This window comes from Sagittula marina (assembly GCF_014196795.1).
Taxonomy (GTDB): domain Bacteria; phylum Pseudomonadota; class Alphaproteobacteria; order Rhodobacterales; family Rhodobacteraceae; genus Sagittula; species Sagittula marina.
This window is the reverse complement of sequence record NZ_JACIEJ010000024.1, coordinates 1-19,417: the sequence shown is the minus strand read 5'-3', so window position 1 is coordinate 19,417 and position 19,417 is coordinate 1. Positions and strand designations below refer to the sequence as shown.

The window sequence follows — 19,417 nt, the reverse complement described above, 5'->3', positions numbered from 1 at the left end:
AACGTTCCACAGGTTTTGGGGTATCGCCAATGATTGACACCTTTGCAGTGGGAGAGCACCAGACGCGCAGCCTCCAAGTGGACGAAATCCAATCCAGCCAGTATGGCTTTCCCTACCATTACATCCCCAGCAATGTGAAATTTCCCAATTTCGCCCGAAATTGGGGGTTCGCGGCTTCCTATATTGCGGCCATTGAACTGGTCGAAGACTGGCTAACGCTTTCAAACCCCCAGCCGGGACATCGGCACATGGATTTCGGTTGTGGGGATGGCGGCTTTGTTAATGCCCTTGCGGCACGTGACCGTCTTGGCAATGTGTCGTTCTCCGGCATCGACTTCGATGCGAACGCCATCCGTTGGGCCGAGATGTTCAGCGTCGTGTCCGGGACCTTTCGCGCCAGGGACATCGCCACGCTCCCGGAAAAAAGCTACGACAGCGGGACGCTGATCGAGGTCTTCGAACACGTTCCACCGAGCGAAGGCGATGCCTTCGTGGAGGCTATAAGCCGCGCCCTGAAGCCCTCCGCTCCCCTTTTCGTCACGGTGCCGAGTACCGAAAAGCCGTTGATCGACAAGCACTACAGGCATTTCGATTTCGACACGATCAGCACGTGTTTCATGGAGAATTTCACCGTGGAAGAGGTGTTCGGCTTCGAAAAGAGAACACCCATGATGCGCATGGCCAACCGGCTCATGCGCAACGGTCGCATCTACATGGAATTGAAAGCGCTTAGCCGCCTTGAAATCTCGCAACTGGCGCAGAAGCATGATCAGCTGGCGGGGGCCGGGCGGATCGGGTTGCTTCTGCGTAAGAAATAGGATCCGCCCTCAACGATCAGGGTGCCACACGGCGAAGGCAGGATATTGCTCCTCGAAAACAAGGGCGTTCTGCCCGGTGACCTGCGCAAGGCGCTCCGCCGGGGGGACGTGATCTGTAAACAGTCGCAACAGGGCGTCATGAAGACTCTGGCCAAAGCCTTCCTCGTCAATGACCACATGATAGGGATAGTCGACCTCGGCCAGGGAGGGGTGCTCCAGCGTCACGACGTATTGGCCCGCCGCGATGCCTTGGTAAAAGCGGTTGGGCTCGCACAGCGTGTTGTTCAGCGAGGTCCGTGCGTAGAAGCACAGAGAAATGCCGCCCGTGCCGCAGGCTGCGACCAGTTGCGAGAACGGGATGAAGCCGGTGTTGCTGACGAACGCCCCTGCATCTTCCAGCGGGTTGCCGCCGATGATCTTCAGCCGCAGGTCGCGCCCGGTCTCGGCGCGCAGCGCGGCGATCACCTCCGCGCTTTGGCGGACGTAGCGGCCGGGCATGTTGCCGCCCACCAGTACGATATTTTCGATGTCGCGGGCGGGGTCGGCTGTCTCTAGGTACTTCTGCCGCCCGTTGGCGATGATGTCCCAGGCCGCGGTGCCCGGCGTGTTGCGCAGCACCAGCGCCCCGGACAGGTCGACGCCGAAATGGTCCTCCAGCGCGCGGCGGCGGGCATCGTTGCACACGATCACGTGGCTGTGTGTCAGCAGCCAGCCAAAGACGTGCCGCAGGCCCGGTGTCGTCATGATGCGCGGCGCGGGCATCTCGTGCAAGTCCCAGACCGGGCGATTGCCCTTGCCGGCAAACAGCGCGGTCAGCACGTGCAGCGGCAGGAAATCGAAATTCGCGTACCAGCGCCGCCCGCGGTGCGTCAGCAGATAGAACGCCGTACGCAGCAGCATCTCTAGCAACTTGAGCACCAGCATGCCGCCACTGGGGAACAGACGGCGCAGGGTCAAATCCTGCTCGATGGTGGCGCGGGTCTGCCCGGACCGTTTCTTGACGATGGCAAAGACCTCGGTCTCGATGCCGAGGCGGTCGAGAAAGGCCAGCGTCTTCACGAAGCGTTCGTCGGAATCGAGCGCGTTGGTGCGGATGAGATATGTTGTCTTCATGAGTTGTTTTCCTGGTCACGCAGCGCGATGCGGATACGATCCACGAGCATCAGCACGAGGATCAGCACGTTGAGCTTGATCCGTTCGTGCGAAGCACCGAAGTTGAAAATGGCGTAGGTCAGCGAGAACAGCAGCGCGAATTTCAGGATGAAAGCATTGCGTCGGAGCACCTGCAGGGTGATCTGGCGATAACGCACCCCGTAGAACAGCAGCGCGAGAAAACAGCCGTAAAGCGCCACGCGGTTGATCGCCCGCGCGGCGAGGTCGACCCGCCCGTAGGAGTAGTTCGGATCGGCCGCCAGCAGGCGCTGCGCAATCGAGGTGGGCGAGGGCGCGAAGGCGAAGCGCGCAGTCCAGAATGCGATGTTGCGGGGCGTGGGCTGCGTCGAGGTCAAGCCCTTGTCCTCAGCCTTCTCAGCGACGACGGTCTCGAAGTTGTTCAGAAAATACGCGAAGTTGTAGAAGTAGCGCGTACCAAAGGAGGTCTGCAGCACGATCAGCGCCAGTGCCAGGATACCCGCGAGATAGACCAGCCGGAAACCCGAGATGAACAGCTGGGCAAATTGCAGCGGGCGCAGCAGGATAACCAAGACCACGCCCCAGCGCCCTGCCTTAAGGGCGGTGATCTGGTCGGCGATCGAATGGCCCAGTGTGGCGCGTCCATTGAGGAAAATCCAAGTGCCCAGCAGGATCGCGGGATCGCGCAGGTTCAGCGCGGCGACGGCAGCGAAATATGACATCATCACGGCCAACAGCAGCGGCGACAGGGTCCGGATCGTGGACACCGCGTAAAGGTAGATCAGAATTAGGACCGACAGGTTGAACACCCGCATGTTCAGCACAACCTGCTCTGTGGTCAGTGAGAACATCCCGACCACGTGGTTGATGAACAGCCACAGAAAGCGGTTCGACAGCAGGCCGACCATCTCCTGTTCCGCGAAATAGAGCTCATCCTTGGCAAAGAATCCGCGAACCTCGTGAGAGGTGTAGCAGGCTGTCCAGACCGCGATCAGCCAAAGCAGGCCGAGGTAGACCTCCACCGGGAACTGCCGTTTGCTGATCAGCAGCCAAGCCAGGATCAGGCCCAGGGGAGACAGTGCGATCAGCACGATACGGCGTCTCGCGGAACGCGTCGGGTCATCAGCGTGCCTTGTAGATCGCGGCGATCCCCGCGATCTGCGCATCGCTGAAGCCGAGGGGCGCCAGACCTCTGACGCTATCCGCGAACGCGTCGTAATCAATCCGTGTCACGTCCTGCGTGGTGCGAAGCCGTGCCACCGCTGCATCGAAGCCGCGCCGCTCCTGCGCGACGCCCGCCGCGCTGCTGTCCCCGCTCCCCGTGGCAAAGGCCCGGTTGCGGCCAAGGCCCAGCATTGCCGGCACGAAGTACCAGCGTTGCAGGATGGGGACGTACCAGCGCGTGCCATAGTCTTGGCGGTACTTACGGATGCGCATAAGCCAGCGCTTCGGCTTTCGCAGGGTCCCGATGAAGCCGTCGCGCGACCTCGCGATCGCCTCGGTGTTGCGCACCAGTTCGATCAAGTCAACCTGATGCGGGCCGAAGTTGACCTGGTCCAGGTAGCGGTAGATTTCTGGCGTCTTGTCCAGCGCCTTGCCTGCGAAGCCCGGCTTACGCGCAAAGAAGCGCGCGATCTCTGCCGGGTGCTCTTCGGGCGGGCGTGTCACCAGTTCCTGCCAAAAGAAGCGGTTTTCGCCGCCATTGACGAAATCGGAATTTTGAGACAGCGCCTTGGCCACGAAGGTGGAGCCCGACCGCCCCAGCGACAGGACGATCAGCAGGTGAATGGCCGGCAGCCCCGAATCCATTTCTGAATCGTGGTCGGCAGCGGCGGCTAGGGCGCCGGTCATATCAGTATCGGCCATGCGTTCACTCCCAGATCGCGCAGGTATCAATCACCGTCTTGCCATCCAGCAGGTCACGCGACAGCGCCTTGAACTCGCGGTGCGCCACCAGCCCCAGCACGATGTCGGCCTTGGCTATAGCCTGTTCTGGCGAATGCAGCGATACGTCAAGTTCAGCCATGTTAGCGGGCAGCTTGTCGATGTTGGGCTCGGCAACGATGATGTTGAGGTTCTCGGTCGCAATCAGTTTCTTGGCGATCGCCAGCGCGGGGCTTTCACGCAGGTCGTCGATGTCCGGCTTAAAGGCCACCCCCAAGCAAGCCACAGTTGCAGTGCTCTGGCCGCGCGCCTGCACGGCCTCGACGACCTTGTCGATCACCCACTGCGGCTTGCCGTCGTTCACCTTGCGCGCGGTATGGATAATCTGCGCCTCTTCCGGGGTCTTAGCAACGATAAACCACGGGTCCACCGCGATGCAGTGGCCACCGACACCCGGACCGGGGCGCAGGATGTTCACCCGCGGGTGCAGGTTGGCCAAGTTGATCAATTCCCAAACGTTGATGTCGAGCTTATCGCATATCAACGACAGCTCGTTGGCGAAGGCGATATTCACGTCACGAAAGCTGTTCTCGGTCAGCTTGGCCATCTCGGCGGTGCGCGGAGTGGTCACGACGCAGTTGCCGGTGACGAAGTGCCGGTAGACGGCCACCGCCATCTCCGAGCAGCGCTCGGTCATGCCGCCGATCACGCGATCATTGGTAATCAGCTCCTGCATGACGTGGCCGGGCAACACACGCTCGGGACAATGCGCGATGCGGATGTCGCTGTTCTCGCCGGCCTTCTGCGGAAAGCTCAGGTCTGGACGTAGTTCCGCCAACCAGTCTGCCATATGCTCGGTGGCGCCCACCGGCGAGGTGGATTCGAGGATCACAATATTGCCGGTCACTAGCGCCGGCGCGATTGTCTCGCAGGCGGACTGGATGTAGCTGAGGTCAGGCTCATGACTGTCGCCCACGAAGGGCGTCGGCACCGCGATCAGGAAGGCCTCCGCCGGTTCCGGCGTCAATGAGGCCCGCAGGTAACCCGAACGCGTCGAAGAGCGCACGGCAATGTCGAGGTCAGGCTCGACGATGTGGACTTCACCGCGATTGATCGTGTCGACTGTGTCGGGCTTCACGTCAATACCAATCACCTGCACCTTTCGGGAGGCGAACATCGCGGCTGTGGGAAGGCCAATATAGCCCAAGCCCACGACGGAAACGCGACGAATATCGGATGTCTGCATGGTCTTTTCCAATTTCTGGTCTTCAGTGGATATCACAGGATCGTATCGCGATCCGCGGCCCAAGCCTTGATGGCGGCGAGAATGCGATCAGAGGCCAGCCCGTCCCCATAAGGGTTGTGAGCATAGCTCATTGCCTCGTAGGTCTCGCGGTTGTCCAGCAGGCCGGACACTTCGTCGATGATCTTGGCGGTATCGGTGCCCACCAGCCGCACGGTGCCGGCATCGGCGGCCTCAGGGCGTTCGGTGGTATCGCGCATGACCAACACCGGCTTTCCAAGCGAGGGTGCTTCTTCCTGCACACCACCGCTGTCGGTAAGAATAATCTCGGCCTTGCTCATCAGGTGGACGAAGGGCAGGTAGTCTTGTGGCGGAATCAAATGCACGGTGTCCAAGCGCCCGAGACGCTCCTCAACCGGGCCACGTACATTGGGATTGAGATGCACGGGGTAGATGATTTGCAGGTCGGGGCGCTGTGCCAACTGCTCCAGCGCATCGCAGATCCGCTGGAAGCCGCCGCCAAAGCTTTCGCGGCGATGCCCCGTGACCAGAAGTAGGCGCTTGTCGCTCTGGATGCCCAGATCGGCGTCTAGCTGGGCCGAATACGCTGTGTCCGCAGCCAGCTTGTCGACCACTTCCTTCAGCGCATCGATCACCGTGTTGCCGGTGACGGTGATGCTGGCTGGATCGACCGCCTCGCGGAGCAGGTTGTCGCGCGCCTTGTCTGTAGGGGCGAAATGCAGCTGCGCGATGGCCCCCGTGACCTTGCGGTTTATCTCCTCTGGCCAAGGCGAAAAGATATTTCCGGTGCGCAGACCCGCCTCAACGTGGCCGACGGCGATCCGCTTGTAGTAGGCCGCCAGCGAGGTCGAAAGCGTTGTCGCGGTGTCGCCATGCACCAGCACGAGATCGGGGGCGAACTCCTCAAGAACCGGGGACAGGTCGATGAGGATGCGGGCGGTCACCCCCTCAAGCCCCTGCCCCTGCGTCATGAGGTCAAGATCGTAGTCCGGCGTAATCTCGAACAGCTTCAGCACTTGATCAAGCATTTCGCGGTGCTGCGCGGTTACGCAGACCCTTGCGTCAAAGCTCTCGTCCTCGGCCAGCGCTTTAACCACAGGTGCCATCTTGATGGCCTCCGGTCTCGTGCCAAAAACCGAAAGCACTTTTAATTTAATTTTCATCTAGAATCTTTCTTTGGCGTGGCCATATTCAAAATTAACTTTCGACTACAGCATCGTTTCGTGTCCAGCAATGCCGAGAACCTGATTTTCTATGTGACGCTTGCCCTTGATGTCTGACCCCATATTTTGATTGCTCGACCCTTTCTCAAGAATTGAAAGAAGGGCTTTGATGATGTAACTGCCCCTCGACGGCATCTCTGTGCAAAGGTGAGACCAGGAGGATCCACAAAAGGTGAGCGGTCATATCGGAGATTATCACGGCCGGACGCGATTTTGCGAAGAATGTATTTCCAGGTTCACGTGGCGGACTGCGTAGGCCATAAAGTTCTACACAAGAACCTGAGGCGAGCGTAGGTGCTGGAGCTTTTCGGGCAATTGCCACCTTAACGTTGTTGCGATGGAAGCCTGTGGCGGCGCTCATTTTTGGGGTCGCGAGTTTGGCAAGCTGGGCCATGACGTTCGGCTGATCCAGCGTGTTTATGTCAAGCCCTTCGCTAAGCGGCAGAAAAAGATGCGGCAGATGCTGAGGCGATCTGTGAAGTAGCTGTGCGTCCTAACCATGCGTTTTGTGCCGGTGAAGAGTGAAGAGACACAGTTGCTAGGAAGGGGCTGTCAAACCTCGATGCCCTGCTCTGTCAGAATTCGGGACAAGCTGTCCCAGCTGTGCCGTTTAAGAAAACCGCTAAAATCATAAGCCTGCCGCGGCTGCGTAATATCTCCGTCCAAGCACAGCCCAATACCTTCGCGCTCCAAAATGTCTGCCAAGATGTTGCCACGCCGTGTTAGCACTGGGATGCTGGCAGTGGCCGCGGCATAAACCGTGTAGGGCATGCTGATGTCGGCATTCTCACGGTAGATGAAATCCACCTGTCCCGCCAGCGCGCTTTCGCGAATATTCTTTTCCACGATGCGCAGCACACGGCCTTCCGTAGCCGGGTCAAAAACCCGGTCTCCCGCCATGCCGGCGGTGATCACGCCCGCCTCGAGCCCCGCTTCGGCAAAGCGTGCAACCACCTCGGGGATACGCGCGAAAGCCTTGTATTTGCCCTTATCCTGCCCGGCGATCAGGACTACCCGGTCAAAGCGATCGGCGAAGGCGCGGATCGCAACCATGTTCTCCGCCGAAACGCTCCCGTCGCGCTTTGCCCCGAAGGACACCGCCCGCGCGTCCCGACGCGGCATATACGGCAGAAACGCCGGATCCAGCACCAGCACCGCATGGGCTAGTCGCATCAATGCGGCCCGGCGCAGCCGCTCGATAGGCTTGAAATACGGCAGCGTGTCTTGATCGACATTGTGGCAGATCCAGACCAGCGACACGTCCATCAGTCGGGCTTTCAGCGCCGTCAAGATCACTAGGCTGGCCATCACCAGTGTTGGCACAAGGCGTGGCACATTGTTCTGGTAGCGGAACACCACCACGTCGCCACGCCGCATCCGTATTAGGATGCGGGCCAATTGGCGCCAAGTGGTAAAATTCACTACCGGCTTGACGAAATGCGATGTCCAGTGACGTGCCTTGATGTCATTGCCCTGAAAATAGACTTGACCTGTAGACCGATCTTCGGAGTTGGATGTCATTGTCGGCCTTCTTCCCTGGTTTCGAGGCGGTAGATGACCAACATCGCCAAGATGTAGGACAGATAGTAGACGCTCATCAGGCCAAAAAGCCCCTGCAGTCCCTGCGGGCGCACCAGTAGGTAGGTTACCAGAGTCAGTCCGGCAGTCGCCAAGGTCGCGATGATGTTCAGTCCGGCGCGGTTGCGATGCACCGTCCTCCACATGATCGGCAACACTGAGTAAACCGTTGCATTCAGGGCCAAGAAGACAACAAAGACCCCCACCGGCTGCCAAGTGCCGCCGATGGTCTCGAGACCGATCCAGAACCACAGGGCCCCTATCACTGCCGAGCCGCACATGATGCCCAAAGTTACCCGCCGATCAAGCCGGTAGAGATATAGTTTGTCAAAGACGATTGGCAGCGCAGCGTTAAATAGCCGGTTAAAGATGTCCTTGGGCAGAAGCAGAAAGCGGAACAGACGCAAATCCTGGGGCGACAGCACCTCCACCGCCAAGATGACCATGCCTTGGTTGGTTATCGACCGAATCACCGAAACCGGAATACCCAGCAGGTACTCACGGAGCGACACTCCTAAGGGCACAGGCATTTTGGCGCTGGTCACCGTGCAAGCCTGCCGCAGTGCGACCAACAGGGGATAGCCGAAGGTCGGCACCAACGACATGATGATGATCGGTATGATCAGCTGCGCGGCTCCGAGGGCGGCCACAGCATGGATCACCGCCGCACGCGTAATCGTGACGGTCGCCCGCACAAGGTTAAGCCGCAGCAGGTAGCGGTTACGGTATTTGGTAAAAGCCAAGGTCGAGGCATTGCTGGCCAGCAGCGCCAGCAGAAACAGCTGCCAGGTGGCCACTTCCTTCAGCGCCTCCAGCCCCAATAGCGGCAGGAAAAGGGCAACGGCTACCGCCGCCACTTGTTCCATAAGTAGCAGCCGCAGAGCCATGCGGGCCAGCTGAGAGGGATCGTCGCCCGCCGCCGTATGGCTGTAAATCTTAGCAGTTATATTCGACGACACGCCCGCCGAGATCACTCCAAACAAGGACATCACGGCGACTACGGTGACCATCGCCATATCCGGCAGGAACGTGACGAAGGACAGGTTCGCAACGAAGCTGGCTACCTGAACCGCAACAATCGATGCGACGAGCGGTTTGACCCTAAACATGATGTGGCTTTAGCCCATCGCACCGCTGAAAGGATACCCTTTGCGGCCGATGCTGTCATAGGCGGTGAAACCGGCCTCGCGCGCGGTTTCGGCCGAGTAGACGTTGCGCAGGTCGCCGAGCACTGCATTTTTCATACTACCCGCGATGCGCGACAGGTCCAATGCGCGGAACTCGTTCCACTCGGTCAAGATAACTAAAAGGTCGGCACTCTCGGCGGCGGCATAGGGATCGTTCGTCCAGGTGGCGCCGGGCAGCAGGTGCTCGCCTTCGCGCTTGCCTTGCGGGTCGACTACGCGCACCTTGGCCCCACCACCCACCAGAGCCGGTACGATGGTCAGCGAAGGCGCATCGCGCATGTCGTCAGTGTTCGGTTTGAAGGTTACACCCAGCACGGCGACGGTCTTGCCATTGAAGGACCCTCCGCACAGGTCGGTGAGCTTTTCGATCATACGACGTTTCACGTCCTCGTTCACCTTGATGACCGTCTCCACAATGGAGATCGGGCTAGCATGGTCTTGGCCAATGCGAGCCAGCGCCTTGGTATCCTTAGGGAAGCATGAGCCCCCATAGCCAGGGCCTGCGTGAAGGAACTTGTTGCCGATGCGGCCGTCCATGCCCATACCCTTAGAGACTGACTTAATGTCAGCACCGACCTTCTCGCAAAGCGCGGCGATCTCATTGATGAAGGTGATCTTCGTTGCGAGGAAGGCGTTGGCAGCGTATTTGATCATTTCTGCGGATTCCAGATCTGTGGTGACGATCGGAAAGTCGCGCAGGTAAAGCGGGCGGTAGATGTCGGCCATAACCTGAGTCGCACGCTCGGTCTCGACACCTACAACCACGCGGTCGGGCTTCATGAAGTCGTCGATTGCCGCGCCTTCGCGCAGGAATTCCGGGTTCGAGGCTACGTCGAAATCGAGATTGGGGTTTGCGGTGGCCACCACATCGCGGACCTTGGCATTGGTGCCCACCGGAACGGTGGACTTAGTGACAATGACCACGTATTGCTTTGCCGTTCTCGCAATTTCCTCGGCGGCCGCCATGACGTAGGTCAGGTCTGCATGGCCGTCTCCACGGCGCGTCGGCGTGCCCACAGCGATAAACACCGCATTGGCGCCATCTATGGCGGATTTCAGATCCAGCGTGAAAGACAACCGCCCCGCTTCGACATTCTTGTTCATCAACACATCGAGACCGGGTTCGTAGATCGGCACCTCGCCGCGCTCCAGCATCTCAATCTTGCGAGGATCCTTGTCCACGCAGATGACCTCGTGGCCGAAATCCGAGAAGCATACACCGGAAACAAGGCCAACGTAGCCCGTGCCAATCATTGCAATTTTCATGACAACACCTGTTCTGTGCGCGGTAATTTAAATGAATTATAGCTGGATCCCGGGGCGCTCATAGCCTTTGTTTCGTATAACTACAACCCTCGCCTACAGGCGCCGAAAGACTTCCTACGACTCATCTGGTGTAGCGGGCGAAATCTCGTATAGCAGGCGAACAGGCAAGCCTCTGCCGCCCCCAAAAAAACGCAGAGGGTCGACGCTGCTAGCGCATTCGGTTAAAGGCGTTTTTGCATATTAAAATTGGGCTGCCACGCAAGGATGCTGACGCCTGAATGACGAAAGTAATTGTACTATGACGAGAGTGACAGCCAGTTCGGGAGGCTCTTCTGGCAACGAAGGCATGCTTGACATCACGCAGGTGTTTCAGACCCTCTGGGGGCGTAAGCTGTTCATACTGCTTTGTGCGGTGCTGGTCGGGCTTCTGGGCGCGCTTTATGCCTATGGCGTGGCCCAGCCTCTGTACAGGGCGCAGGCCAGCCTCGTTATCGAAACCCAAACAACGAATGTCGTCGACATCGAAAACATCTTCAACGGCAATGCCACTGAGGATGCCGCCATCAACACGGAACTGCGTCGAATCAAGGCGCGCCGCCTTCTGGCACAAGTCGTTGAGAAGCTCGACTTGCTAGAGGATCCAGAATTTCGGCCCACGATCGACGAGCCGGGTTTCTTTTCCGTTTCAGGCATCAGCACTAGGCTTGCGGGGCTTGTCACGGGGAACACTTGGCAGCGGCCCTCCGAGGACTACCTTAAACGTAAAACGATCGAAAATCTCGGCGGTAGCATTAACGTTTCTCTTACTCCTAATACTTATATCATCAATATTTCTGTCACTACATCGGATTCCGAGAAATCGCAGATCATCGCCAACACCTTAACTGAGATCTATCTGTCTGACTTGGTCACCGGTAAACTGGAATCGACGGCCTATGTCGTAGACTGGCTGTCAGAGCGCGTTTCCGAGCTTGAGGTTGAGCTAGCCGAACGTGAAGACGCCATCAAAGCTCTGCAGCGCGATAGTGAGCTGATCAATCGTGAAGCATTGGATGCACAGCGTATACGCGCCAAGAGTCTCCGGCAGGATCTCGAGGACACCAATTTGCTCAGCGCGGAAATCCAAGCAAGACTAGAAACTATCGCAAATCTCCTGCAAGAACCGAATCCGACGATCGCTCTCTCTACGGTGATAGATACGCAAATCCAACAGTCGATTAATTCCAGCATGACCCCCGCTCAAACACGGGCGCGCTTGACCGCACTTGAAGCTTCGCAACAAAGCCGCCTTGCTCGCGAACAGTCTCGACAGATGTCTCTTGAGAAAGGCCTTAAAGAACTTCTAGACAGCGTTCGAATACAAGAGCGAGATCTACAAGAAATCACTCAACTTGAACGCGAGGCGAACGCTACTCGTGCGCTGTATGAAACGTTTTTAACTCGACTAAAAGAAGCCTCACTCCAAGTAGGCTTGCAGCAAACAGATACCCGTTTCGAATCTCCTGCCATTGAGGGCCAATTGGTCGCTCCTAACAAACGCGCCATCCTAATGCTGTGCCTAGTGCTAGGTGCGCTGACTGGTGCGGCATGGGTCCTGATGGACCGCTTCTTGCGCCACGCCGTGAACTCCACCGACGAACTGAAACAGATCACCGGCCTACCGGTGTTCGGCCAAGTTCCGGTGATGCCCTTCAGGTCGCGGACCGAGGAAGTGGCCTATCTTAACGATAAACCGACCTCGTCAGGGGCCGAGGCGATCCGCAATCTGCGGACCTCCATGCTGATGGCCAGCCCAAACAAGCCAAAGCAGATCATAATGACCACCTCGTCGATCCCTGGCGAGGGCAAGACCACCTTGGCTGTTGCCTTGGCCCACAGCTTGGCCTTCATGGGCAAAAAGGTGCTTCTAATGGAAGCCGACCTGCGGCGCTCCACCCTAATGAAACACTTCGACGCACAGCAGGCCCATGGGCTGCTTGACGTGGTGTCACAAGACGTGACTCTGGAGGCGGCCCTGTACCACTCGAAGGAACTGGGCGCTGATATCCTGTTCGGCAAGCAGTCCAGCATCAATGCCGCAGATTTCTTCAGCTCGACAGAATTCGAGCGCTTCCTAGCCGAGCTCCGGAACCACTACGACCATGTCATCCTAGACTGTCCGCCTGTGTTGGTGGTGCCAGATGCCCGGATCATCAGCCGCTATGTCGACGTAATGATCTACAATGTCGGCTGGAACACGACCGAACAAGGCAGCGTCACCGCGGGCCTGCGGCAATTCAAAGTCGAAGACATCCCTGTGCTCGGCTTGAGCCTGTCCAATGTGAACATGCGCAAGGTGCAGAAATACGGCTACGACAGCTACAGCAGCTACGGTGCCTACGGCGGCTCCTATTATAATAAATGATCCCCATGGCACGGAAAGACACAGCCATAAGCTGTGGTCAAAACGATAGGTCCGGAATTGTATAACCGGACCACGCCAGTCTGAACACTTAATCGAATTTCATTGTTGGACTAAAATATGAAGCAACTCCTGCAATCCCTCAAGAATGGCAGCACCTCGCTTGAGGATGTGCCCGCTCCGCAGGTGATGCCCGCCCAAGTGCTGGTTCGCACCACCAACACGTTGGTATCCGCTGGGACCGAGCGCATGCTGGTGGAATTTGGTAAGGGCAACATGATCCAAAAGGCGCGCAGTCAACCAGACAAGGTCAAGATGGTGCTCGACAAGGCAAGGACCGACGGCATCTTCACCACTGTGGAGGCCGTGCGCTCCAAGCTCGATCAGCCTCTGGCTCTGGGGTATTGCAATGTCGGCCGCATTATTGAGGCCGGGAGCGGTGTCGATGGCTATGAACAAGGGGATCGTGTAGTCTCCAACGGCAAGCACGCCGAGATTGTCTCCGTGCCGAAAAACCTCTGCGCAAAGATCCCCGAGGGCGTCTCAGACGAGGCTGCCGCCTTTACCGTGCTAGGGGCCATTGGCTTGCAGGGCATCCGGCTGGTGCAGCCGACTCTGGGCGAATGTATGGTAGTGACGGGTCTCGGCTTAATCGGCCTGATGACCGTGCAAATGCTGCGCGCACAGGGCTGTCGCGTGCTGGGCATCGATATGGACCCCGCCCGCCTAGAACTAGCACGTAAATTTGGCGCCGAGGTGGTCAACCCCGGTGCCGGGGAGGACGTGCTGGCGGCGGCGCGCACCTTTTCTCGCGGGAACGGCGTCGATGCCGTGATTATCACCGCCTCCTCGAAAAGCAACGAGATAGTACACCAAGCCGCGCTGATGTGCCGCCAGCGCGGCCGCATCGTGCTGGTCGGCGTCGTCGGACTACAGCTCAGCCGCGCCGATTTCTACGAGAAGGAACTGACCTTCCAAGTCTCCTGCTCCTACGGGCCAGGCCGCTACGATCCCTCCTACGAGGAAGGCGGGCAGGACTATCCGCTGGGCTTCGTGCGCTGGACGGAACAGCGCAACTTCGAAGCGGTGCTTGACCTCATGGCCTCCGGCGCGCTGGACATGGACCCGCTGATCACTCATCGTTTCGCCATCGAGGACGGCGCGCAGGCGATGGACCTTTTGGCCTCGGGCGAGCCGTCGCTGGGCATCCTGCTCAGCTACCCCGAGGGGGATCTTGCGACCCCGCCTGCCCGCCGCGTGCAGCTAACGGGATCGGGTGCGGGCCCCGTCAAATCGGGCTTCGTCACACCGGGCAAGGCCAATGTCGCCTTCCTCGGCGCGGGCAACTACGCCGGGCGCACCCTAATCCCCGCCTTCAAGGCAGCAGGGGCCACGCTCTCCACCGTGGTCAGCGCCGGGGGCGTCAGCGCGGTGCATTTCGGTAAGAAGCACGGCATCGCCGAAGCCGCCACCGAGGCCGGCCCGGTGATGGATGACCCCGCCATAGACACCGTGGTGATCGGCACCCGTCATAATGCCCATGCAGGTCAGGTTCTGACTGCCCTGCGCGCGGGCAAGCACATCTATTGCGAAAAGCCGCTCTGCCTGACGCTGAACGAACTCTCCGAGATCGCAGATGAGGCCCGCGCCCGCCCCGAGCAGCTGCTGATGGTGGGTTTCAACCGCCGCTTCGCGCCGCATGTGGTCAAAATGAAGGAGCTGCTGGCCCCCATCGAGGCACCCAAGAGCTTCATTATGACGGTGAATGCGGGCGACATCCCGGCGGATCACTGGACCCAAGACCCCGAGGTTGGCGGCCGGCGCATCATCGGCGAGGGCTGCCACTTCATCGACCTGCTGCGCCACCTCGCAGGGGCCCCCATCATCAAGGCCCGCGCCATCTGCCTCGGCGACCACCCGGCGCAGGCGATCCGCGACGACAAGGCGGTGATCACACTGATGTTCGAGGACGGCTCCACAGGGGTCATCAACTACCTCGCTAATGGTCACAAAGCCGTCGCCAAGGAACGCCTCGAGGTCTTTGCCGCAGGTCGCGTGCTGCAGCTCGACAACTTCCTGCGCCTGACCGGCCACGGCTTCGACGGCTTCAAGGGTTTGCGCCAGTGGAAACAGGACAAGGGCCAGTTCGCCTGCCCGCAGGCCTTCGTCGCGGCCATCCGCAACGGCGGCCCCGCACCGGTGAAGCTGGACGAGATCCTCGAGTCGAGCCGTGTCTCGATCGAGCTGGGCCAGAGCCTTATGTAAGGCCCCGCGCCGCTAGGCTCGACTGAACACATTTCCAGGAGGGAGCACCAGGATGAGTGCACTGCGCAAGGCCGGGCTCTACTGGCACACGCTGAAATACCTCAAGCCGGTGCAATTCACCGGCCGCCTGCGCTTTCGACTGGCGCGACCTGTGCCGGACCTCTCCCCTGCGCCGCCGTTTCGGGCGCCGACAGGGACATGGGTCCTCCCGGCCGCCCGCACCGCCAGCCTCACCGGGCCGGACCAGGTGCTGTTCCTCGGCCAGCCCGAAGATGTAACGCGCGACAGTTGGGACAGCGCCCGGCATAGCAAGCTCTGGCGTTACAACCTGCATTACTTCGATGACCTGAACGCCGAAGGGGCCGCCGCCCGCCGCGACTGGCAGGACGCGCTGATCACCCGCTGGATCGTGGAGAACCCGCCTGGCCCCGTCGCCGATTCGGGCTCCGGCTGGGAGCCCTATCCGGTCTCGCTCAGAATCGTGAACTGGGTGAAAGTCGCGTTGTCCGGCCACCCCCTGCCCGAAGGTGCCAACCACAGCCTCGCCGTGCAGGCCCGCTGGCTGACGCAGCGGCTGGAATGGCATCTGCTGGGTAACCACCTCTTTGCCAATGCCAAGGCGCTGATGTACGCTGGTCTCTTCTTTGAGGGGCCGGAAGCAGACGGCTGGCGGCGCATCGCCTGCGACATACTCTTACGCGAGATCCCTGAGCAAATCCTGCCCGATGGCGGCCAGTTCGAACTGACGCCCATGTACCATGCCATCGCGCTAGAGGACGTGCTCGACCTCGTGAACCTCTGTACGGCCTTCGATGCCGAACCAGAGCTGCGCGCCCTTTGCCGGGGCATCACGCCGGGCATGATCCGCTGGCTGCGGCTGATGTCACATCCCGATGGCGGCATCTCATTCTTCAACGACGCGGCCTTCGGCATTGCGCCGGAAACGCGGGAACTGCTGGCGTTGGCCGCGCGGCTGGAGTTAGGTCCCGATCTCGAGACCCAGCCAGAGCCCCCCGACGGCGTCACTCTGCTGCCCGACAGCGGCTTTGCCCGGCTGGCCAACGCGCAGGCCGTCGTGCTCTGCGACGTGGGCGACGTGGGGCCAGACTACCTGCCCGGCCATGCACATGCCGATACCCTCTCCTCCGAGGTCTCAATCCACGGCCAGCGGGTGATCGTCAATGCCGGCACTTCGGAATATGGCACCGGAACCGAACGGCTGCGGCAGCGCGGCACCGCAGCCCATGCCACTGTCACCTATGATGGACAGGACTCCTCCGAAGTCTGGGGCGGCTTCCGCGTCGCCCGCCGCGCGCGTGTCCACGACATCGAGGCTTCCTCCGGCGATGCCCCCTCCCTCAGCGCCCGCCACGACGGCTACACACGACTTCCCAGCGGCCCCATGCATCAGCGCCGCTGGACCCTTTACCCCAGTCAGCTGACCATCGCCGACACACTAACTCCCACGCCCACTCTCACCGCCGAGAACCGCTTTCCGCTGCATCCCCACGTCACCGCCACCCTAGACGATGCGACGTCCGGCATCATCACCCTGCCCGGCGGCCAAGTGCTGCACTGGCGCAGCCAGTCCCCCGCCCGGCTTGAATCGGTCACTTGGCACCCCCACTTCGGGGCAAGCGTGGCCGCGCAGTGCCTGTGTCTCGACCTCTCCGGCGGGCGCACGGCGCTCGATCTGTACTGGAGCTGACCCATGCATATTCTTTTCTTCACCGATAACTTCCCGCCGGAAACCAACGCTCCGGCCTCAAGGACCTTCGAACACGCGCGCGAATGGGTTAAGGCGGGGCATCAGGTCACCGTCATCACGTGCGCGCCGAACTTTCCCACCGGCAAAACTTTTGATGGTTACAAGAACAAGCTGTGGCAGGAAGAAGAGATAGCCGGCATTCGCGTCGTCCGCGTCTGGAGCTACATGACCAGTAACGAAGGATTCGCAAAACGAACCCTCGATTTCACCAGTTACATGGCAACGGGCTTCGTAGCCGCTCTTTTTGTGCGCCGCGCCGACATCGTGGTGGGCACCTCCCCGCAGTTTTTCACCGCCGTGGCAGCTTGGGGCGCTGCGGCGCTTAAACGCCGCCCCTTCGTCTTTGAGTTGCGCGACATCTGGCCAGAATCGATCCGCGCCGTCAGCGCCATGGAAGACAGCAAGCTGCTCGACCTGCTGGAGAAACTTGAACTGTTCCTCTATCGCCGGGCTAGAGTTGTGGTGGCCGTAACCCATGCGTTCAAACGCAACCTGATCGCGCGCGGCATCGACCCCGACAAAATCGCGGTCATTACCAATGGCGTCGACAGCACCCGGTTCAAACCAATGCCAAAGGATGCCGCTCTGCTGGACCAACTGAATCTGAACGGCAAATTCGTCGCGGGATATATTGGAACCCACGGCATGGCTCATGCTCTAGACACTTTAGTAGAAACTGCTCACCTTTTAAACGATGACCCACAATGCAAAAACATTCGAATTGTTATGCTTGGCGATGGCGCTAGCCGCCAAGCCCTCATAGAAAAGGCCGATGGGCTGCACAACATCCTCTTCTTAGAACGGGTATCTAAAGAAGAGGTGCCTCGGTACTGGTCAATCCTCGATGTTTCAATTATCCACCTGAAAAGAAACGACCTTTTTAAAACGGTTATTCCATCCAAAATGTTCGAATGTATGGGCATGGGAACACCTATATTGCACGGCGTCGAAGGCGAAAGCGCTGAGATCATAGAAAGCACCGGTGCCGGTCAACTATTCGAACCTCAAAATCCACATGATTTAAAGAACCGTCTAAAGACGCTGCATACCAATCCGGAGTTATGCGCGAAACTTTCAGTTCAAGGCTTGCAAAGTGCGCCCCAATTTGATCGCGCAAATTTAGCGAAAGAGATGCTTGCCATTCTTGAAAAACACGAAATTGGAAAGTTCCACTGAGATTTTGTATGGGCTTTAATGATGTAACCGCCCCCCACGACGGCATCTGTGTTCCAAAAACACAGATGCGAAATGGTTGCCTTGGCACAGCGCAAAGTTGTCATACATGTACTGCAGTGCATCGTCGGAAAACCCTCGTGAATGCAGCGCCCACGACCTAATACAAATGGTTTGCCTTCCTGTGATCAGTCTCTTGCGGCGTCTCCTGTGACAAGCGTGGTGCGGAGTTTAGCCAATCAGTCTGAGCACGCCCATGAGATAGATACACTGAATCTGCATCATTCCGGCAACCCTTAAGCTGCCTGCAATCGAAACACTTTTCGAAAGCTCGACAGACTTGCCAACACGCTCAGCAAGTCTGATCAGAAATGGTCTGACCAGACTTGCTGAAAAATACAATTTCTAGGCACCACCACGTTTCATTATGACATAAAGCGTCCGCCAGAAAATCCAGGCTTCCATGCGGTAGTTTGTCTTGGCTATATAGATAAGGTCAGCACGTACCTTGCGACGGGTGGCTTCGACGCCTTCAATGTAGCCGAGCTCAGTTTGCGCAAGACCGCTGATTCCGGGACGCACCGAATGACGTTCCCGATAGCCAGGCACCACAGTGAGAAATTTGACTGCATGATCATAGTAATCCGGGCGCGGTCCAATCAGGCTCATGTCGCCTTTAAGGACATTGATGAGCTGGGGCAGCTCGTCGACCCGCGATTTGCGCATAAAGCTCCCGAGTCTAGTGATCCTATCGATTTCGAGAGGACAATCCATATCGCGGCTGATCTTTGCCACATCGATCATCGAACGAAACTTCAAAGCCGTGAAAGGCTGACAGTCACGCCCCATGCGCCGCTGCGTGTAGAACAAGCGCCCCTTGTTGTAGAAGGGGTTCAATACAAGCAGAAGAACAGCCACCACCACCAGAACGGGCAGCAGAAAAAGGCTCATGACAACATCAAAAATACGTTTGTTCAAAAAAAAGATAGGCGAACCGCCTACCCGAGACTTACCGGTCCGGGCTGTGATCGGACCATTTGAAATAGTGGTATCCAAATTCTTACCCTCTAGAAGATCGTGCCCAAGAACAAGACACCTTTCAACCCTTAAAGAGATTAATATTTCCTTTCAATAGGAGCGTAGACCAATCCAGCTGAAGCGCTGAAGTTAGCCCGAGAACTATGCATGCCAACATGCTCAATCAGCGGAAATTCGCCCCAAAAAGCCAGCCATGCCAACGCATCCAGGATAGCCTTAGCCGCGAATCAGCCGACTGCATCCACCAAGCGTTCCGTCGAGATCGAAAATCACACAAGGCGTCATGCGGTGCTCCTCAAAGCGTTGGGAAAAGATGTGTCACACGGCGCAATCAAGCGTGAGAGCGGCCGCCTTGCCATGCGCAGTGAAACCTATAGAACGGCCCCAGTTAAAGAACAAACCGGATTGATTTCATGCCTAT

At 58.8% G+C, this 19,417-nt stretch carries 15 protein-coding genes and 1 pseudogene; 7 read left to right on the top strand and 9 right to left on the bottom strand.

Going from position 1 to position 19,417, the window contains the following annotated elements; translation table 11 throughout:
- Positions 1 to 29: 29 nt before the first annotated feature.
- Positions 30 to 818 carry a class I SAM-dependent methyltransferase gene (locus GGQ68_RS23340; RefSeq protein ID WP_183970309.1) on the top strand — a complete coding sequence of 263 codons (789 nt, stop codon included), beginning with the start codon at positions 30 to 32 and terminating at the stop codon, positions 816 to 818.
- A gap of 9 nt (positions 819 to 827) precedes the next feature.
- Here the strand turns inward: GGQ68_RS23340 and GGQ68_RS23335 are convergent, their stop codons facing one another.
- Genes GGQ68_RS23335 through wecB form a run of 5 tightly spaced genes read right to left on the bottom strand, consistent with a single transcriptional unit; the run spans position 828 to position 6,260 of the window.
- Positions 828 to 1,931, bottom strand: coding sequence for a hypothetical protein (locus GGQ68_RS23335; RefSeq protein WP_183970307.1), 1,104 nt, complete (start codon positions 1,929 to 1,931; stop codon positions 828 to 830).
- Entirely contained in the window at positions 1,928 to 3,040 is a 1,113-nt protein-coding gene (locus GGQ68_RS23330; protein WP_183970305.1) for a hypothetical protein, read from the bottom strand. Before GGQ68_RS23330 ends, GGQ68_RS23335 begins: the two co-directional genes overlap by 4 nt.
- A gap of 31 nt (positions 3,041 to 3,071) precedes the next feature.
- Positions 3,072 to 3,815 (bottom strand): sulfotransferase family protein, encoded by a 744-nt coding sequence (locus tag GGQ68_RS23325; protein WP_183970303.1) that lies wholly within the window; start codon positions 3,813 to 3,815, stop codon positions 3,072 to 3,074.
- 4 nt (positions 3,816 to 3,819) lie between these two features.
- Positions 3,820 to 5,079 carry a UDP-N-acetyl-D-mannosamine dehydrogenase gene (wecC, locus tag GGQ68_RS23320; RefSeq protein WP_183970301.1) on the bottom strand — a complete coding sequence of 420 codons (1,260 nt, stop codon included), beginning with the start codon at positions 5,077 to 5,079 and terminating at the stop codon, positions 3,820 to 3,822.
- Positions 5,080 to 5,111: 32 nt separating this feature from the next.
- On the bottom strand, positions 5,112 to 6,260 hold the full coding sequence (gene wecB / locus GGQ68_RS23315; protein ID WP_183970300.1) for a non-hydrolyzing UDP-N-acetylglucosamine 2-epimerase: 1,149 nt from the start codon (positions 6,258 to 6,260) through the stop codon (positions 5,112 to 5,114).
- A gap of 242 nt (positions 6,261 to 6,502) precedes the next feature.
- Between wecB and GGQ68_RS23310 the strand changes: the two are divergent.
- A pseudogene (locus GGQ68_RS23310) lies at positions 6,503 to 6,855 on the top strand (IS110 family transposase); the annotation flags it as partial.
- A gap of 17 nt (positions 6,856 to 6,872) precedes the next feature.
- On the opposite strand, the gene GGQ68_RS23305 reads toward GGQ68_RS23310, so the two are convergent.
- The 3 genes from GGQ68_RS23305 to GGQ68_RS23295 all read right to left on the bottom strand — a co-directional run bounded on the left by GGQ68_RS23305 (position 6,873) and on the right by GGQ68_RS23295 (position 10,351).
- The gene (locus GGQ68_RS23305; RefSeq protein ID WP_183970298.1) at positions 6,873 to 7,682 is read right to left on the bottom strand and encodes a hypothetical protein; all 810 of its coding nucleotides are present in this window, start codon (positions 7,680 to 7,682) and stop codon (positions 6,873 to 6,875) included.
- A 155-nt stretch (positions 7,683 to 7,837) separates the two neighbouring features.
- Entirely contained in the window at positions 7,838 to 9,007 is a 1,170-nt protein-coding gene (locus tag GGQ68_RS23300; RefSeq protein ID WP_183970296.1) for a hypothetical protein, read from the bottom strand.
- 9 nt (positions 9,008 to 9,016) lie between these two features.
- A complete protein-coding gene (locus tag GGQ68_RS23295) occupies positions 9,017 to 10,351 on the bottom strand; it encodes a UDP-glucose dehydrogenase family protein (protein ID WP_183970294.1) in 1,335 nt (444 codons plus the stop codon).
- Positions 10,352 to 10,697: 346 nt separating this feature from the next.
- Here GGQ68_RS23295 and GGQ68_RS23290 point away from each other — a divergent pair, with 346 nt between their 5' ends.
- From GGQ68_RS23290 to GGQ68_RS23275, 4 genes are all read left to right on the top strand, one after another.
- A complete protein-coding gene (locus GGQ68_RS23290; RefSeq protein WP_183970292.1) occupies positions 10,698 to 12,755 on the top strand; it encodes a GumC family protein in 2,058 nt (685 codons plus the stop codon).
- 117 nt (positions 12,756 to 12,872) lie between these two features.
- Positions 12,873 to 15,017 (top strand): bi-domain-containing oxidoreductase, encoded by a 2,145-nt coding sequence (locus tag GGQ68_RS23285; protein ID WP_183970290.1) that lies wholly within the window; start codon positions 12,873 to 12,875, stop codon positions 15,015 to 15,017.
- A 52-nt stretch (positions 15,018 to 15,069) separates the two neighbouring features.
- The gene (locus tag GGQ68_RS23280; protein ID WP_183970288.1) at positions 15,070 to 16,725 is read left to right on the top strand and encodes a heparinase II/III family protein; all 1,656 of its coding nucleotides are present in this window, start codon (positions 15,070 to 15,072) and stop codon (positions 16,723 to 16,725) included.
- A 3-nt stretch (positions 16,726 to 16,728) separates the two neighbouring features.
- Positions 16,729 to 17,961, top strand: a complete 1,233-nt coding sequence (locus GGQ68_RS23275; RefSeq protein WP_183970286.1) for a glycosyltransferase family 4 protein — start codon at positions 16,729 to 16,731, stop codon at positions 17,959 to 17,961.
- A gap of 402 nt (positions 17,962 to 18,363) precedes the next feature.
- On the opposite strand, the gene GGQ68_RS23270 is transcribed toward GGQ68_RS23275, so the two are convergent.
- Positions 18,364 to 19,014 carry a sugar transferase gene (locus tag GGQ68_RS23270; RefSeq protein WP_246429531.1) on the bottom strand — a complete coding sequence of 217 codons (651 nt, stop codon included), beginning with the start codon at positions 19,012 to 19,014 and terminating at the stop codon, positions 18,364 to 18,366.
- 129 nt (positions 19,015 to 19,143) lie between these two features.
- Here GGQ68_RS23270 and GGQ68_RS24180 point away from each other — a divergent pair.
- Positions 19,144 to 19,417, top strand: a 274-nt coding sequence (locus GGQ68_RS24180) for a hypothetical protein (RefSeq protein WP_221235713.1), incomplete at its 3' end; no start/stop codon positions are given.

What these genes read in the sequence shown, in the direction of transcription:
- GGQ68_RS23300 (WP_183970296.1), bottom strand. Translation starts at nt 9,007, where the DNA reads ATGTTTAGGGTCAAACCGCTCGTCGCATCGATTGTTGCGGTTCAGGTA.
- GGQ68_RS23275 (WP_183970286.1), top strand. Translation starts at nt 16,729, where the DNA reads ATGCATATTCTTTTCTTCACCGATAACTTCCCGCCGGAAACCAACGCT.
- GGQ68_RS23280 (WP_183970288.1), top strand. Translation starts at nt 15,070, where the DNA reads ATGAGTGCACTGCGCAAGGCCGGGCTCTACTGGCACACGCTGAAATAC.
- GGQ68_RS23295 (WP_183970294.1), bottom strand. Translation starts at nt 10,351, where the DNA reads ATGAAAATTGCAATGATTGGCACGGGCTACGTTGGCCTTGTTTCCGGT.
- GGQ68_RS23290 (WP_183970292.1), top strand. Translation starts at nt 10,698, where the DNA reads ATGCTTGACATCACGCAGGTGTTTCAGACCCTCTGGGGGCGTAAGCTG.
- wecC (WP_183970301.1), bottom strand. Translation starts at nt 5,079, where the DNA reads ATGCAGACATCCGATATTCGTCGCGTTTCCGTCGTGGGCTTGGGCTAT.
- GGQ68_RS23325 (WP_183970303.1), bottom strand. Translation starts at nt 3,815, where the DNA reads ATGGCCGATACTGATATGACCGGCGCCCTAGCCGCCGCTGCCGACCAC.
- GGQ68_RS23335 (WP_183970307.1), bottom strand. Translation starts at nt 1,931, where the DNA reads ATGAAGACAACATATCTCATCCGCACCAACGCGCTCGATTCCGACGAA.
- GGQ68_RS23340 (WP_183970309.1), top strand. Translation starts at nt 30, where the DNA reads ATGATTGACACCTTTGCAGTGGGAGAGCACCAGACGCGCAGCCTCCAA.
- GGQ68_RS23285 (WP_183970290.1), top strand. Translation starts at nt 12,873, where the DNA reads ATGAAGCAACTCCTGCAATCCCTCAAGAATGGCAGCACCTCGCTTGAG.
- wecB (WP_183970300.1), bottom strand. Translation starts at nt 6,260, where the DNA reads ATGAAAATTAAATTAAAAGTGCTTTCGGTTTTTGGCACGAGACCGGAG.